The 16555-nt window shown below is 67.1% G+C and carries 6 protein-coding genes; 5 read left to right on the top strand and 1 reads right to left on the bottom strand.

Translation table 11 applies throughout. The features are described from left to right. Window positions 1–32 precede the first annotated feature (32 nt). The 3 genes from FB453_RS27370 to FB453_RS27380 all read left to right on the top strand — a co-directional run bounded on the left by FB453_RS27370 (window position 33) and on the right by FB453_RS27380 (window position 12238). Window positions 33–2741: an MGH1-like glycoside hydrolase domain-containing protein gene (locus FB453_RS27370; RefSeq protein ID WP_145794869.1), complete on the top strand. Its 2709-nt coding sequence runs from the start codon at window positions 33–35 to the stop codon at window positions 2739–2741. Between the two features lie 135 nt (window positions 2742–2876). Continuing rightward, window positions 2877–11621: a golvesin C-terminal-like domain-containing protein gene (locus tag FB453_RS27375; protein ID WP_145794871.1), complete on the top strand. Its 8745-nt coding sequence runs from the start codon at window positions 2877–2879 to the stop codon at window positions 11619–11621. 23 nt (window positions 11622–11644) lie between these two features. Continuing rightward, window positions 11645–12238, top strand: a complete 594-nt coding sequence (locus FB453_RS27380) for a hypothetical protein (protein ID WP_186718586.1) — start codon at window positions 11645–11647, stop codon at window positions 12236–12238. A 160-nt stretch (window positions 12239–12398) separates the two neighbouring features. Here FB453_RS27380 and lepB read toward each other — a convergent pair whose 3' ends face one another. Continuing rightward, window positions 12399–12905: a signal peptidase I gene (gene lepB / locus FB453_RS27385; RefSeq protein WP_145794875.1), complete on the bottom strand. Its 507-nt coding sequence runs from the start codon at window positions 12903–12905 to the stop codon at window positions 12399–12401. A gap of 761 nt (window positions 12906–13666) precedes the next feature. On the opposite strand from lepB, the gene FB453_RS27390 reads away from it, so the two are divergent. Then, a complete protein-coding gene (locus FB453_RS27390) occupies window positions 13667–15550 on the top strand; it encodes an AfsR/SARP family transcriptional regulator (RefSeq protein ID WP_145794877.1) in 1884 nt (627 codons plus the stop codon). Window positions 15551–15702: 152 nt separating this feature from the next. Further along, the gene (locus tag FB453_RS27395) at window positions 15703–16173 is read left to right on the top strand and encodes a hypothetical protein (RefSeq protein WP_145794880.1); all 471 of its coding nucleotides are present in this window, start codon (window positions 15703–15705) and stop codon (window positions 16171–16173) included. Window positions 16174–16555: the final 382 nt, after the last annotated feature.

Raw genomic sequence — 16555 nt, forward strand, 5'->3', positions numbered from 1 at the left:
CCGGCGGCGGGGTGTAACACGCCACGACGAGAATGGCCGCTGTGGTCAAGTACCGCGGCGACGTCAAAGATGTGCACGTGATCACTGACCGATCGTCCTCCGACGCCTCGCCACCCGACGCTGAGCGGCTCCGGCTCGCCCAGGCCGACTCGGGGGAGCAGGACTGGCGTGCATGGGGTCCCTATCTGTCCGAACGGGCGTGGGGGACGGTACGGGAGGACTACAGCGAGCACGGTACGGCCTGGGACTACTTCCCGCATGACCACGCGCGGTCCAGAGCCTACCGGTGGAATGAAGACGGGATGGCCGGCGTCTGCGACGAACGACAGACCTTCGCGTTCGCCCTGGCCCTCTGGAACGGCAAGGACCCGATCCTCAAGGAGCGGATGTTCGGCCTCGGCGGCGACGGCGGCAACCACGGCGAGGACGTCAAGGAGTACTGGTGGTACGAGGACTCCACGCCCACCCACTCCTGGATGCGCTGGCGCTACCACTACCCGCAGGCGGCCTTCCCGTACGACGAACTCGTCGCAGTGAACGCGTTGCGCGGCCGCGACGACACCGAGTACGAGCTGGTGGACACCGGGATCTTCGACGACGACCGGTACTGGGCGGTGACAGTCGACTACGCCAAGGCGTCCCCGACCGACCTCTGCATGGTGGTGACCGTCGCCAACCGGGGCGACCAGGCGGCCACCCTGCACGTCCTGCCCACAGTGTGGTTCCGTAACACCTGGTCCTGGGGCCTGCCCGGCGGCGACCGGATCCCCCGGCTGACCGGCCAGGGCACCCGGCTCGTCGGCGAGCACCGGGTGCTCGGCCAACTGCTGCTGGAGGGCGACGGCGGCCCGGTGCCGCTGCTCTGCGACAACGACACCAACGCCGAACGGCTCTGGGGCCTGCCCGGCCGCTCCCCGTACCCGAAGGACGGCATCAACGACCACGTCGTCAACGGCGCGGCCACCGTCAACCCGGCCCGGGAGGGCACCAAGGGCGCCCTGCACTACGTGCTCGACGTGCCGGCCGGCGGGCAGCGCCAGATCCGGCTGCGGCTGACCCGCACCGCGTCGCCGCCGGCCGCCGCGCCGCCGCCCCCGGCCGACCTCAGCGACGGCTTCGAGGCCGTGGTGTGGGCGCGGCGGGCCGAGGCGAACCGGTTCTTCGCCGGAGTGATCCCGCCGGCCGCCACACCCGACGAGGCGCTGGTCGCCCGGCAGGCCATCGCCGGGCTGATGTGGGGCAAGCAGTTCTACCACTTCGACGTCAAACGCTGGCTCGAAGGCGACCCGGGCTCGACACCGCCGCCGGCCGGACGTCGACATGGGCGCAACAGCGCCTGGTGGCACATGACCAGCTTCGACGTCATCTCCATGCCCGACCCGTGGGAGTACCCCTGGTACGCGGCCTGGGACCTGGCCTTCCACTGCGTGAGCATCGCCCGGGTCGACCCGGGCTTCGCCAAGGAGCAGATCCTGCTCCTGCTCCGCGAGTGGTACCTGCACCCCAACGGGCAGATCCCGGCGTACGAGTGGGCGTTCGGCGACGTGAACCCGCCGGTGCACGCGTGGGCGGCACTGAAGGTGTTCGAGATCGACGGCGGCCGGGACTACGAGTTCCTGGCCCGGGTGATGCACAAGCTGCTGCTGAACTTCACCTGGTGGGTCAACCGCAAGGACACCGGCGGCAACAACGTCTTCGAGGGCGGCTTCCTCGGGCTGGACAACGTCGGGCCGTTCGACCGCTCGGCGGCGCTGCCGGTCGCCGGTGTGCTGGAGCAGTCCGACGGCACCGGCTGGATGGGCATGTACGCGCTCAACCTGCTGGACATGGCGATCGTGCTCGCCGAACACGACCGGACCTGGGTGGACACCGCCACCAAGTTCTTCGAGCACTTCGCCTACATTGCCGCCGCCGCGTACGAGCAGGGGTTGTGGGACGAGGAGGACGCCTTCTTCTACGACGTGCTGCGCCTCGCCGACGGCACGAAGGTGCCGCTGAAGGTCCGCTCCGTCGTCGGGCTGCTGCCGTTGGCCGCCACCACCCGGCTCACCGCCCGGACCCTGCACCACCTACCGGAGTTGGGCGCCCGGCTGCGCTGGTTCCTCACCAACCGCCCGGAGTACGCCCAGGTGATCGGCACTCGCCGACTGGGTCCCGACGGCCGGCAGCAGCGGCTGCTGTCCATGGTCGGCCCGGAGCAGGTGGTCCGCCTGCTCGCCCGGATGCTCGACCCGGACGAGTTCCTCTCCGACTTCGGCCTCCGTACGCTGTCCCGCGCGCACCTGGACAAGCCGTTCTCGGTCACCCTCGGCGGGCAGGAGTTCTCCGTCGGCTACGAACCGGCCGAATCGACCAGCGGACTGTTCGGGGGCAACTCGAACTGGCGCGGTCCGATCTGGATGCCGACGAACTTCCTGCTGATCAGCGCGCTGCGCGACTACGCGGCGTTCTTCGGCGACGACCTCCAGGTGGAGTACCCGACCCGCTCCGGGGTGAAGCACACCCTGGACGAGATCGCCGACGACCTCTCCGCCCGGCTGATCTCGCTGTTCACCCAGGACGACTGGGGTCGACGGCCGATCTACGGTGCCGCTCAGATGTTCCAGACCCACCCGGACTGGCGCGACCTCATCGCCTTCCCCGAGTACTTCCACGGCGACAACGGGGCCGGCCTGGGCGCCTGGCACCAGACCGGCTGGACGGCCCTGGTAGCCGACCTGATCCTCACCCTCCGCCGCTGACGTCCTCGTGGAGCTTTCCCCAACCCCTGCTCGGCCGGGGTCGGCTGCTGGAAAGTAGCTGAGTGATGCCGGTCCGTATATCGCCCGTTCCTAGCCTCCACCCGACGTGTCTGTCTCCAGACCGGAGGGAAACGGGTGAAGAAGAAATTGCGGGGTCCCCTGATCGGGGGGCTGGCGCTGGCCCTGGTGGCCACGCTGGGCGGGACGGAGGTCCTATCGGACCACCAACCCGACAGTGCGGATCGCGCGGCGAGCGCCGCGGAGGACGACGGTTTCCTCTCCAGGTTCGGGAAGGCCGCCGACAACCTGGTGGGTGGGAGCGGATCCGATCGGGCCAAGCACGAGGTGGTCAGCGCCGGGTTGGCGGTGCAGGAGAAGCCGCCGGCGGCGAAGAAGTGGCCGCCGCAGAAGCGGGTCAAGGAGCTCACCGGCAAGCGGACCGCCAACGGCAAGGTCTACCAGCTCTCGGACGGTCGGACGCAGGCCGAGATCTCGATGGTTCCGCTGCACTACCGGGACGAGAAGGGCAAGTTCCAGACCATCGACACCCGGGTCCGTCCGGTCAAGGACAAGGGGTACGTCCAGGGCAACCTGACGAACAGCTTCACCAGCCTGTTCGGTGACAGCTCGGATGAACTGGTCCGCTTCGAGCAGGGTGGGCGGAGCATCGAGCTGGGTCTGGAGGGCGCGGCGAAGGGCGTGACGCCGACGGTGTCCGGCTCGACGGTGACCTACGCCGGTGTGGCCGGTGGCGCGGATGTCGTGTATGACGTCACCTCCACGGCGCTGAAGGAGAAGATCGTCCTGCGCCGGGCCCCGAGCGGCCCGGTGTCGTACACGTTCACGTTGGACACAGCCGGCCTCACCGCCCAGCAGCGGGAGGACGGCTCGATCGCTTTCGTCCGTCCGGGCGGCGGTGAGCCGGTCTTCGTGATGCCGGCGCCGTTCATGTACGACGCGAAGGACGACAAGGCGTCACCGGTCGGCAAGGTGTGGAGCGACAAGGTCACCCAGAGGGTGAGCCAGACCGGTGGCCGGTCGACGATCACGGTTACCGCCGACGGTGGCTGGCTGGCCGACCGGGCACGGGTCTACCCGGTGGTCATCGACCCGACCATCAAGGTCCAGCCGGTGCCGACCGACGCGCAGGACGTGCAGATCAACTCCGCCGACCCGGCCCACGCGTACGGGCAGGACGTCACCAAGTGGCCGTTGTCCGTCGGCACGTCGGGCTCGGGAAAGTGGCGCTCACTGGTCAAGTTCGACACCAGCCTGGTTCCGGCGAACACCACGATCGACGACGCACGTCTGGAGATGTACTACTCCCAGACGCACACCGCCTGGCAGTACGACGTGCCGATCGAGGCGCGTCGGGTCACCGCCGCGTGGGACGAGGACGTCGCGACCTGGAACTCGATGTACAACAAGGTCGACACCGGGCTGGCGGGCAACTTCGTGACCGTCGACGACGGCAACACCGGCTCGTCGGCGCAGGGCACCTGGACAGCGTCGACGAGCACGTTGACCTCGGAGGCGGTCGGCACCGACTATCGCGTGAACAAGGACGCGGTGACCGGGGAGACCTACACCTGGACGCCGACCCTCACCGAAGCCGGTGACTACAAGGTCGAGGTGCACTACGTCGGCGCCTTCGACCGGACCGACACCGCCAAATACACCGTCCACTCGTCCGGCGGGAAGAGGACCGACTACACGATTGACCAGCGGACGCCTGACGAAAAGGGAGCCTGGAAGACCCTCGGCACCCACCAGTTCGACGCCGGCACCACCGGCAAGGTCGTGCTCGCCGACGTGGCCAACGAGGCCGTGATCGCCGACGCCGTGCGGTTCAGCAAGCAGGGCGCGGTGAAGGACGCGGCGAAGTCCAGCGCCTGGCTGTCCTTCCCGGTGCGCAGCGTGGTGCAGCAATGGGTCAACAAGACCCAGGCCAACTACGGCTTCTCGCTGCAGGCGAAGAACGAGACGACCCTCGGCCAGGGCGGCCCGGTCTTCGAGGCGTCGGAGTACGCCTACGCCAACGACCGGCGGGACTACAACCTGCCGAAGCTGGTCGTCACCTACGGGCGGCCCGGTGTGGCAGTGAACCCGCCGACGACGGTCACCTCGACCGGCGCCGTGTTGACCTGGCCGTCGTACGGTGACCCGACGCCCACCACGGCCGACAACGACGACGTGGTCGAGTACCAGGTGCACCGCAGTGTGCACCAGAACTTCACGCCGTCGGCCACGACGCTCATCGCGCCGGTCTCGTCGAGCACACTGACGTATCAAGACACCACCGCGGTGCCGACGGCGGCGGACAACACCAACCCGATGGACCGCAAGTTCTACTACTACATGGTGGCGGTCAAGACCCGGGGCGGGCAGCTCTTCGCCGGTCCGACCCAGCCGGCGATGCTGCCGAAGGCGGGCCAGATCACCCGGATCTACCGGACCGCCGGCACGAACGCGACCGGCACCGACGGCGTCATCGACACCACACTGTCGAAGACCCGCTCGACCGAGAACGTCGATGTCTACGACGGTGACCCGTACGTCAGTCCGGGCAACAACTCCGACTACTACGGCGACACCCGGGGCCTGATCAAGTTCCCCGCCCTGGCCGGTGTCCCGACCAGCGCCCAGGTGGTCGACGCCCAGCTGAGGATGTACAACACCTACCTCTACCCGGGCACCGACACCGACGAGTACGTCGACGTCCACAAGCTGACGACGGCGTTCGACGAGAGCAAGGCGACCTGGAGCACCAGCAACGGCACCGCCGCGTGGCTCACGACCGGTGGTGGCGGTGACTACGACACCAGCTGGAAGGCGAGCTTCAACGGATTCACCAACGACCCGGAGTGGGCGAACTGGAACGTCACGCCCGCGGTGCAGGGCTGGCTCACCACGCCCAGCAGCAACAAGGGCTTCCTCCTGCGCCAGCGCGACGAAACGAACCTCACGGCGCGGGCCATGCTGTTGTCGTCCGAGGCGGAAGAGCCCCTGCTGCGGCCGACGCTGGAGGTCACCTACCTCGAACAGACCGCCGAGTCGACCTACTACGCCGCCTCGACGCCGCAAACGCTGACTCCGAACGCTACCTACACCCTCCCGGTGACCGTGTCGAACCCGACCCTCGCGGCCTGGAACACCGCCGACTGGGAGCTGTCCTATGACTGGAAGCGGTACAACGCGGCGGGTGTCCTGGAGGAATTCCCCGACGAGACCTACGAGCTGCGCACGCCGTTGCCGAAGAATGTGGTGGCCGGTGGCACGGTCGACGTCACCGCGCAGGTGAAGACCCCGCCGTCGTCGACCGAGGGCAACAAGCGCAGCGAATACGTCCTCAGCTGGGACCTGCGCAACAAGAACGACCAACGGAAGCTCTCGGCGATCAGCCCCATCAAGGGACTGCCGCAGAACGTGGCGGTGGAGGAGCCGACCTCCGACCAACTCGGTCTGGAGAAGTTCTACTCGTACGCGGGGAAGAACACCGGCGCCGGCGGCACCCTGATGAACAACCTGTACGCCGGCAACACCGTCTGGTCGTATGACGCGCTCACCAACCCGTCTCGCGGCCCGTCAACCTTCGTCCGGATGTCCTACAACTCGCTGGACACCAGCGACTCCGTCGCCGGGCACGGCTGGTCGCTGCAGGCGTCATCGATGATGCGCCTGGGGACCCCCCTCAATTTCCACCCCAACCCGAACCCGACGAAAGTCACCCTGACCGACGGCGACGGCACCAGCCACTGGTTCACCTGGGATCCGGCGACCTCGACGTGGAAGAGCCCCAAGGGCGTCCACCTGTACCTGGAGAAGGTCACCGCGCTCGACTGCAAGCCGAACACGCAGGAGCAGCGGGCCTGGCGGCTGACCAAGCCGGACCGCACGCAGTTCTACTACGACTGCGAGGGCTTTCTCACCAGCACGGTGGACAAGAACGGCAACACGATGACGTTCACCTACGAGGAGCGGAAGTCCAACAACAAGCCGACCAAGTTCCTCCGGTACATCACCGACGCGGCCGGCCGGAAGACCCTGACGATCGACTACTACGCCAAGGGTCAGACCTACGACTACATCAACGACACCACCTGGGCCCGGGTGTCCGGGGCGACCAACCTGACCAACCCGAAGATCATCGACCACATCTCGCAGATCACCGACATCTCCGGTCGGAAGATGACCTTCACCTACACGGACAAGGGTCTACTCGGCGAGCTGGTCGACGGGTACGGCTCAAGCGGCACCATGGGTGCGCCGAAGACGTTCAAGTTCGCCTACGACATGACGCAGGGCAACAAAAACGTCAAGCTGGTCAAGGTCACCGACCCGCGAGGCAACGCCACCGAACTGCAGTACTTTTCGCCGTCCGCCGGGGACGACCCGAAGTGGCACTGGCGGACGAAGAACTACGAGGACAGGCTCGGTCACCTCACCCAGTTCGGTTACGTCGACCCGGACGCGACCAACGATATTCGCACCACGGTCACCGACGCGGAGAGCCGGGCGAGTGTCTACCTGTTGGACGGATACGGCCGGGCGCGCGAGACGACCAATGCCAAGAACCAGACGATGGGCCTCACCTGGGACGACGGGCACAACGTCACCGAGTTGAGGGAGGCGAACGGCGCGGTCTCGTCATGGCGATACGACGCCAAGACTGGCTACCCGACCGAGATGAAGGACCCCGAGGCGGTCGCCAACGGCACCTCGGGCACCGTCCTCAACTACCAACGGCAGCTCAATGGGTACGTGGCGGAGCTGACCGAGAAGACCAGCCCGGAGGGACGCAAGTGGACCTTCGGCTACGAGACCGACGGTGACCTGTCCTGGGTCGTCGACCCGATGGGCAACACCACGTTGGACCCGGAGGACTACAAGACCTCATACACCTACGACGCGTGGGGCCAGCTGCTGACGGCGACGGACGCCGAGGGCAACGTCACTGCCAACAGCCGGTTCGACGACAACGGCTACCCGCAGACCATCACCGATGCGGAGACCCGGTCCGCCACGTTCGAGTACGACCCGCGGGGGCAGGTCACCAGGGTCACCGACGCGCTAAAGCACGACACCTTCCAGTCGTACGACACCTTCGGGCGCCCCCTGGAGTTCCGGGTGGCCAAGGACCAGGCCGCGGGTGTCTGGATCGTCACGCCGCCACGGAAGTACGACGAGAACGACAACGTCTCTGAGTCGTACGCGCCCAACGGCGCGGTCACCAAGGCCTTCTACGACACCGCCGACCAGCTCGCGTACACGCTGGCACCGGTCGACGTGCCCGGGGACCCGGAGCGGAGGACCTCCTACACCTACGACAAGACAGGCCATCTGCGAACGGTCACCGAGCCGAAGGGGAATTTGACCCCGACGGCGGGAGACTACACCGCCACCAACAGCTACGACGAGATCTACCAGCTCATCAGCGTCGTCAACGCCAAGGGCCAGAAGATCACCTACGAGTACGACAACGTCGGCAATGTGCGGAAGGTGGTCGACGCGCGCAAGAACGCCACTGCCGATCCCGCTGACTACACCACGCTGCTGGAGCACGACAAGGCACACCGGCTCACCAAGACCACGGACGCCCTCGGCAAGTGGACGAGCCAGGCATACGACCGGGACGGCCTGGTCGTGTCCACCACCGATAAGCTCGGCAACACCATCGAGTCGACGCTGGACGCGCGGGGCAAGCCGAAGCAGGTAAAGATCCCGCACACGGCCGACGCGGGGACCGTCACGTACCGGACCACTCAGTACGAGTACGACAAGGTCGGCAACCAGACCAAGGTGATCAGCCCGCGGGGCGTGGCCACCACGGACGACCCGGACGATTTCACCACGGTGAAGGTGTACGACAAGCTCAACCGGGTCAAGGAGAGCCGCACCGCCTTCGACAAGGACGATGCCCGCAACAAGACGGCGGATGTCACCACCTACGAGTACGACGAGGCAGGGCGACTCAAGACCCTGTCGGCGCCGCCGTCGGCGGGCGAAGAGGTCCGCAACGACACCCGGTACACCTACTTCGACAACGGTTGGACGAAGAGCACCAGCGACCCGTGGGACATCGCCACCGGGTACGACTACAACGAGCTTGGCGGTCAGACCAAGCGGACGCTGACGCCGGCCGGTGAGGACCCGTCGACGTCCACGGCCAACCGGACGATGACCTGGTCCTACTACCCGGACGGCAAGCTGAAGTCCCGCGGGGACAATGGTGTCCCGGTCGGCAGGCAGGTGGTGCTGGTTGACAACTCCGATTTCAACAACACCACCGCGACTGGCACCTGGGCGGTGGCGAAATCGGCCCCCAACAGATATGGCACGAACTACGCCAGCCGGTCGGCTGGCACCGGCGCGAATACCTTCACCTGGCAGTTGAACGTGCCGCAGGCCGGCACGTACCAGGTGTTCGCCCGATACCCGACCGTGACCGGCGCGGCCACCGACGCCAAGTACACGGTGAGTCACGGCGCCGGCAACGCGGTGAAGTCGGTGAACCAGGCGGCGAACGCCGGCACCTGGGTCAGCCTCGGCTCGTACAGCTTCACGGAGGGCAACGGCCACCGGGTAACGCTCTCCGACGAGGCCACCGGGACGGTCGTCGCGGACGCGGTCAAGCTGGTCCGGAACAACACCGGCGAGGCGGACGACGAACGGCATGACTACGCCTACCGCTACGACCCGAACGGCAACCTCGAGACCGTCACGGACTCGTCGCCGAACAGCCGGGTCGACAGCTACGCCGTCACGTACACCGGTCTGAACCAGGTGGAGACCGTCACCGAGAAGAAGTCGGGGACGCTCAAGAACACCACCACGTTCAGCTACAACGAGAACGGCGCCCCGCTGACCACCGAGCATGACAAGCAGTACTCGGTCTTCGAGTACGACGAGCGGGACCAGGTCTGGAAGGTCACCAACAGTAAGTCGGCCACCGCCACGGACAAGAAGGTCACCACCTTTACGTACACGAGCCGTGGCGAAAGGCTGAAGGAGACGAAGGGCAACGGCAACACCGTTGAGCACGCCTACTACCTCGACGGCCTGCTGAAGTCCCAGGTCGAGGAGAAGCCCAACGGGCAGGTGGTCTCCGAGCACTCGATGACCTACGACCTCAACGGCAACCGCCTCACCGACAACAGCAAGAAGATGCGCGCCGACAACTCCTCGGCGTACGTCTCGAACAACACCCAGAACACCTATGACCCGCGCGACCGATTGGTGTCGGTCACCAAGACGGGCGATGCGCCCGGCACGGAAACCTACGAGCACGACGCCAACAACAACGTCATCAACCAGACGGTCAAGGGCGCCACGACAACGTACAACTACGACCGGAACCGTCTCCTCACGGCGACGACCGGCGGAGTGACGTCGTCCTACAACTACGACCCCTTCGGCCGGTTGGACACGATCGCCGCGGCTGGCACCGTGATCGAGCGCAACATCTACGACGGTTTCGACCACATCACCGAGAAGCGGGCCAAGAAGGGCACGGCAACCTCGGTCACGAAGTACACATTCGATCCGCTGGACCGTACGGCGACCAAGACGACGGACGCCGGTGGTCCGAAGCAGAAGCTCACCACCTTCAACTACCTGGGCCTCTCGTCCGAGATCCTGGACGAGGAGGCCGCCGGCAAGGTTGCGAAGTCGTACCAGTATTCGCCGTCGGGCCAGCGTCTGTCCCAGGTCACACACAAGGACGACGGGACCGAGGAGGACGGCTACTACGGCTACAACCCGCACACCGATGTCGAGCAGTTGACCGACGAGTCGGGCAACACGAAGGCCACGTACGGCTACACCGCGTACGGCAAGGACAACGAGGTCGAGTTCACAGGCATCGACAAGCCGGACGCGACGGACCCCACGAAGGAGCCGTACAACGCCTACCGCTTCAACGCGAAGCGGTGGGACCAGGCCTCCGGCGACTACGACATGGGTTTCCGTGACTATAGCCCGAACCTGAACAGGTTCCTGTCCAGGGACAACTACAACGGTGCCTTGGCCGACATGAACCTCGGCCTGGACCCGTGGAACGGCAATCGGTACGCCTTCGGCGGCGGCAACCCGATCAGCAGCGTCGAGATCGACGGCCATCTCACCCTCAGCGGAATCTGGGGCGACCTCAAGGATGCCGTTAAGGGGGTCGGCAAGAGCGTCACGAAGGGGCGCGGCAACCCGGCCCTAACCGTCTTCAGGCTCTTTGCCGACATCCTGCTGGACGCCAGTCCCACGGCCTCCTCGGGGCAGGAGTCTGCCGTCGGTGGCAAGCCCAACTACGAGCTTGGCCTGTTCACCACCCCGGACCGACAGGTCGAGTGGAAGCCGATCGACACGGTTGCCCCGAGGACCCAGCAGGACTGTGGCGACGGCGCGGAAAACTGGACGTACTACCGGCCGCTGGACGGGAACGGCCGGGCGCGGGGGGTGGCGGCCTGTCTCAGTAAGACCGGCTTCAACTACACCGACCAGGACGGTAACCTCTTGAAGAGCGGCATTCCCGACACGATGATCATCGGCTCGCCCGCCCCGTGGCCAAAGGACAAGCCGGGCTTCAAGGAGAGCTTCCCGAAGGGCAGCAAGGCGGGTTTCGACCGGGGCCACCTGCTCGGCCGTCAGCTCGGCGGCAGCGGCTACGACCGTCGCAACCTGGTGCCGCTGTACCCGAGAGCCAACCGCGTCACCATGAAGGCATTCGAGAACCAGATCGCGGCTTCCATTGAGGCGGGCAACACCGTGTATTACACGGCCACGCCCAACTATGTCGGCGATAATCCAGTACCGACGAGCATAACCATGGAGGCTTGGACATCGAGCGGCGCCTCGGTGGTCAGCACTTCGGTTCTCAACATACCGTGACCGAGAAAGGCCGGAGAGTCGCAATGAACTGGGTGGACCGGATCGTCGAGGAGACGGGATGGCGCCAGGAACCCGAGGGTCCTGGATGGGAGCAGACGGAGGCCGAACTCGGCGTCGCACTGCCGACCGACTTCAAGGAATTGAGCCGGAGATTCGTGCCGGGGTCGTTCTCGGGCTACCTCAGTCTGCTGCGGCCGACGGACGAGCACGACCACCAGCCCTTGCTATCGATGTGGGCCGGTAGCCGGCAGATGGCGGCGATGGATGATTTCGCCGCCCAGTTGTATGCGCCCTACGGGATCTTCGGGGCGGACACCGGGCCGGGCCTGATCCAGTGGGGTATCGACATGTCCGAGGGGGATCACTTCTGGCTGGCGGACCGTTCCGTGGAGCCGAACCGGTGGCCGGTGGTGTCCCGCGGGGGCGACGGCGGGCCGTTGCAACGGTTTGACATGTCGACGGCCGAGTTCGTCCACCGGGTGATCGCCGACCCGGAATTCAAGCCGTTTACCGTGGCAGATCCACCACAGTTGCCGTTCTACCTGCCGCACTGGGCTCCGTATCCGCCCAGCACGGAGGAGTGGGAGGCACTGAGCGATCCGAACAGGCGGAGTTGAAAAGGCACGTCGGCCACTGCACGCCCGGGGCTGACCCGAGCATGAGTTCCTGAAAGGGCAGCGCCCTCCGGACGGGACGGGACCGCAAGGGCCCAGGTCGTTCCCATCCGGGGGGCGCTGTCGTCGGTCAGTGCGTCGACCTCGTTTGCCGGGTCCCGCCTCAGCGCTTGACGACGCCGATCACGTTTGTCACCGGCACTGGCCCGAGCTGTGCCGAGTCGTTGGCCACACCTCGATTGTCGCCGAGGAGATACAGCTCATCCGCCGGCACGGTGAACGGCTGGATCTCTGCCGGCGTGGCGCCCGTCCTGGCGAGGTAGGGCTCGTCTACGGCGGTACCGTTACGGACGATGCGGCCCTGCGGGTCACAACAGCTGATGGTGTCGCCGGGCACCGCAGCCACCCGATAGACCCGTGGCTGGTCCTGTCCCTCGGCATCCCAGGTGTCCGGAACGTCGAACACCACGATGTCGCCCTGGCGCGGCTGGTAGCCGCCAGGCTCCACCACCTCGGCGGTGATGGTCGACCCCTCCGCGATCGTCGGCTCCATCGAGGGTGAGCCGACCTGGTAGGTCTTGTTCTGGGGGACTTCTGCGCACGACGCGCAGGCAGCCAGGGCCACCAGGAGTCCGATCACGAGGGCTGGTTTGTGCACGCCCCGGATCATGCCAGCGGTGCCGCCGGTGAGCCAAGCGGTCTGCGGGATCCCATGCGGAGGCTGCGCCGCCGGCTTCTTACGGCTCCTTGCTCGGCAGGCGGGTCTCTGGGCGCTACCTCCAGGTGCGGGACGGCAGGACCTCGCAGCTGGGGTCCTACTCCCCGGAATCTGCTGCTGGTTGACGGACGGCCGTCCCTCCTGGGTTCTCTCCACGGACTCTCGTGCGGCTGACGTCGGCTTCCACTGCTACTCGCTCAATCTGTCAATGGCCGGCCTGGTGGCAGTAGTGGACTTGGACAACTCGGTGGTCACATTGGATCGAGGCGGAGAGACCACTTTCAAGGTGACGAAGAACAGTCGCCTTTTGGGCTGGCGGTACGAGGCGATCACGTCCTCCTCCTGGACCGCTTTGAATGGCCGAAGAGGAGGGGCGGCCCGTAATCCGGTATCGATCTGGCAACCCGGTATCAAGTGACGGAGGCGGGCATTTTGGTGCTGTCGCTCGGCCCTTTATCCTGTCCCTCTGATCAGCACGGCAGCCGGATGGGCGTGTAGCAGCCCGCCCGCCCGGCCCTGCTCCCGCGAGGACGGCTGCCTCACGTAGTCAGCCTTTCTTCGAAGGAGCGCCTGTCCTTCCGATTTTGTTACACCGACACGCTGTCGTGGAAATTGACGTTCGTCACCTCGTTGTCGCCCTACGCTGGCCTTGTTGTGCCGTTGCACCGCCGCCTAGCCTGAGCGCGCTCATGGGTTAACGGGGGAGCGGTGAGATGAAGATCGATATTCGGCTGTTGGGCACTGTGGAGCTACGGGTCGATGGCCAGCTCGTGGCGATGGGTGCTGCCAAGCGTCGGGCGGTGCTGGCCGGGCTTGCCCTTGAGGCGAACCGGCCGGTCTCGCTGGACCGGCTCTCGCAGATGGTCTGGGCCGGCCCCACCCCCGCGTCGGCGGTGGCGAACCTTCGCTCCCATGTGGCCGGTCTGCGCCGCGCGGTCGGTGACCGGATCGTCGCTCACCCGGGCGGGTATGAGCTGCGGTTGGCCGGGGGTGAGCTCGACGTCACCGAGTTCCTGCGGCTGGCGGGCGACGCCCGGGCGGGACGGGACAGTGCCGACCCAGTGGCGGTGATCGGCCTGCTCGCCGCTGCCCTCGCCCAGTGGCACGGGCCGGCCGGTGACGGCCTGCCACGCAGCACCTCGCTGGACAACCGGTGGGCGACGCTGGACGAGCAACGGCTGCAGATTTTCGAAGAGTTGGCCGAAGCGCGGTTGACCGTCGGTGAGCACGCCGGCCTGCTCGCTGGCCTGCGTGAGCACCTCGCGGCCCATCCGTTGCGAGAACGCGCCTGGGGCCAACTGATGCTCGCCCTCTACCGGTGCGGCGACACCCCCGCTGCGCTGTCCGCGTACCGGGCGGCCCGAAACAGCCTCTACGACCAGCTCGGCATCGAGCCCGGTAGCGAACTGGCAACACTGCACCGCGCCATGCTCGACCGATCGCCCGAGCTGATCTGGGTGCCGCCTGTGGTGGCCGAGCCGGTCGCTGTCGCCCAGCACCGGGTACCGGCCGTCGACGGAAGCTGGGTGGCGCCCCGCGAGCTGCCGGCGGACCTGGTCGCCTTCGTTGGGCGTACCCGGGAACTTTCCGACGTGGTCGCCGCGGTGACCGGCGCGGCGCCCGCCGTCGCGGTGGTCTGTGGCCCCGCCGGCGGCGGCAAGTCGGCGCTCGCGGTCCGCGCCGCCCACACCGTCGCGGCCGCTTTCCCCGACGGCCAGGTCTACGTCGATCTGGGGTACCAGACCGATATGCCGGGCGAGGAGGTCGTCGCCCGGGTGCTGCGCAGCCTCGGCGTCGCCGCCGCCGACGTCCCACAGCACCCGGAGGAGCGTGCCGGCCGGCTCCGCTCCCGGCTCGCTGGCCGCCGCCTCCTCCTGGTGGTGGACGGGGTCACCCACGCCGCGCAGGTACGCCCACTGGTCCCCGCCGGTCCCGGGCCCGCGCTCGTCGTGGTCGCCCAGCGCCAACTGCGGAGCCTCGACGGGGTGCGCCGGATCATGACCGGCGCGCTCGGTGACGCTGACGGGCGAGCCCTGCTGGGCGCGCTGGCGGGCCCGGAGCGGCTTGACGCCGATCCCGCCGCGACCCGGGAACTGCTCCGGCTCTGCACCGGACTGCCGCTGGCCCTGCGGGTCGCCGGCGCACGATTGGCCGGCCGGCCGGCGCTGTCCATGGATCGGCTGGTCGCCCAGATCGGCGACGGACGTCGCCGGCTGGACTGGTTGGCGCACGGTGACCTCTCCATGCGGGATCGGCTCGCCACCGGCTTCGCGGCGGTTCGCTCTGAGGATGAGGTGGCCGGTCGGCTCATCGAACTACTCGGCGGCGTACCGGACGGTCAGCTGCTGCCGGACAACGCCGCTGCGCGGCTCGGCGTCACGGCCGAGCGCGTGTGGCGGGCGCTCGAGGAGTTGATCGACACGCACCTGGTGTACCTCGACGAGCCGGCTGGCTACCGGTTGCCGGCGTTGGTTCGTGAGTACGCCGCGGAACTGACCGCGCTGCCACCCGTGCCCCGGCAGCTGATCAATGGGTGGCGGGTCACCCCTGGTGACCGTGACCGTCCGGCGTTCCAGGGCGTTCTCGAGCACCTCTGAGGGACACGGCAGGTGGTGACGACGGGGTCGAATCTCATCAGGCTGCCGGCAATGTCGCTCGACCGGGAGCGTGCCTGACCTCAAGCGCGCCTCATGTCGAATGGCGTGACGCGGAACGCGGATGTGCGACACATTCACTATCGTGATCGGTCGTGGGGGAGTCGGTGAAACCGGTGGGCGAGGTGCAGGTCCTCGGTCAGTCGCGGGTCTGGCCCACCATCGCGATACCGGGCGTGATCCTGGTCGTGATGATCGTTGTCGAGGTGCTCTTCGACCTGCTCAACTGGACAGTCCTGGCGTTTGGTGCCGCCTCGATCATCGTCGCCGTCACACGCTTGAAAAACGCAGTGTTCGCCGACGACCTGGGGCTGCTGATCCGCGATCGCTCAGGCTTGCGGCGTTCGTACGCCTGGGATGAGATCGAGCGCATGGGCTGGGTCGATGCGGGGATGATGTGGGGGAGTTCCCTGGCGGTCTACCCCCGGGGTGGTCCCTACGACGTCCCGGGACCCAACGCCTCCATCAACGTGGGGCGCATCTGGCGTCCGGGCCGTCGACGCTCCGTGGACCCCCTGCCCGAGCTGCTCACAAGACATGGCATCAAGGGGCTGTTCGATCAGTGAGCTGTCTCCCCAGTACTTCCACGGCGACAACGGGGCCGGCCTGTTCGCCTGGCACCAGACTGGCTGGACGGCGCTGGCAACCGACCTGATCTTCCCCCTGGGCCGCTGACCGCCGCTGCCCCGCACCCTGCCAGCGCCCGCCCAACCCGCTCCCCCGCATGATCGCGCTCGATCCATGTTGTAGTGGCGTTGCCGGCGTCGGGAGGCCACTCGATCCTGGATCGAGCACGATCATGTCGGTCGACGGAGGCCGGCACCACCCTCGGTGCCGTCGACAACTAGCTAGCTGTACTGCCCAGGGACGTTGGTCAACCTGGTGATGGGTGGTTGGCCTTTGGTGGCGGTGTGGGGTCGGTGGTGGTTGTAGTGGTGGAGCCAGGCG

This window comes from Micromonospora sp. CNZ322 (assembly GCF_007827755.1).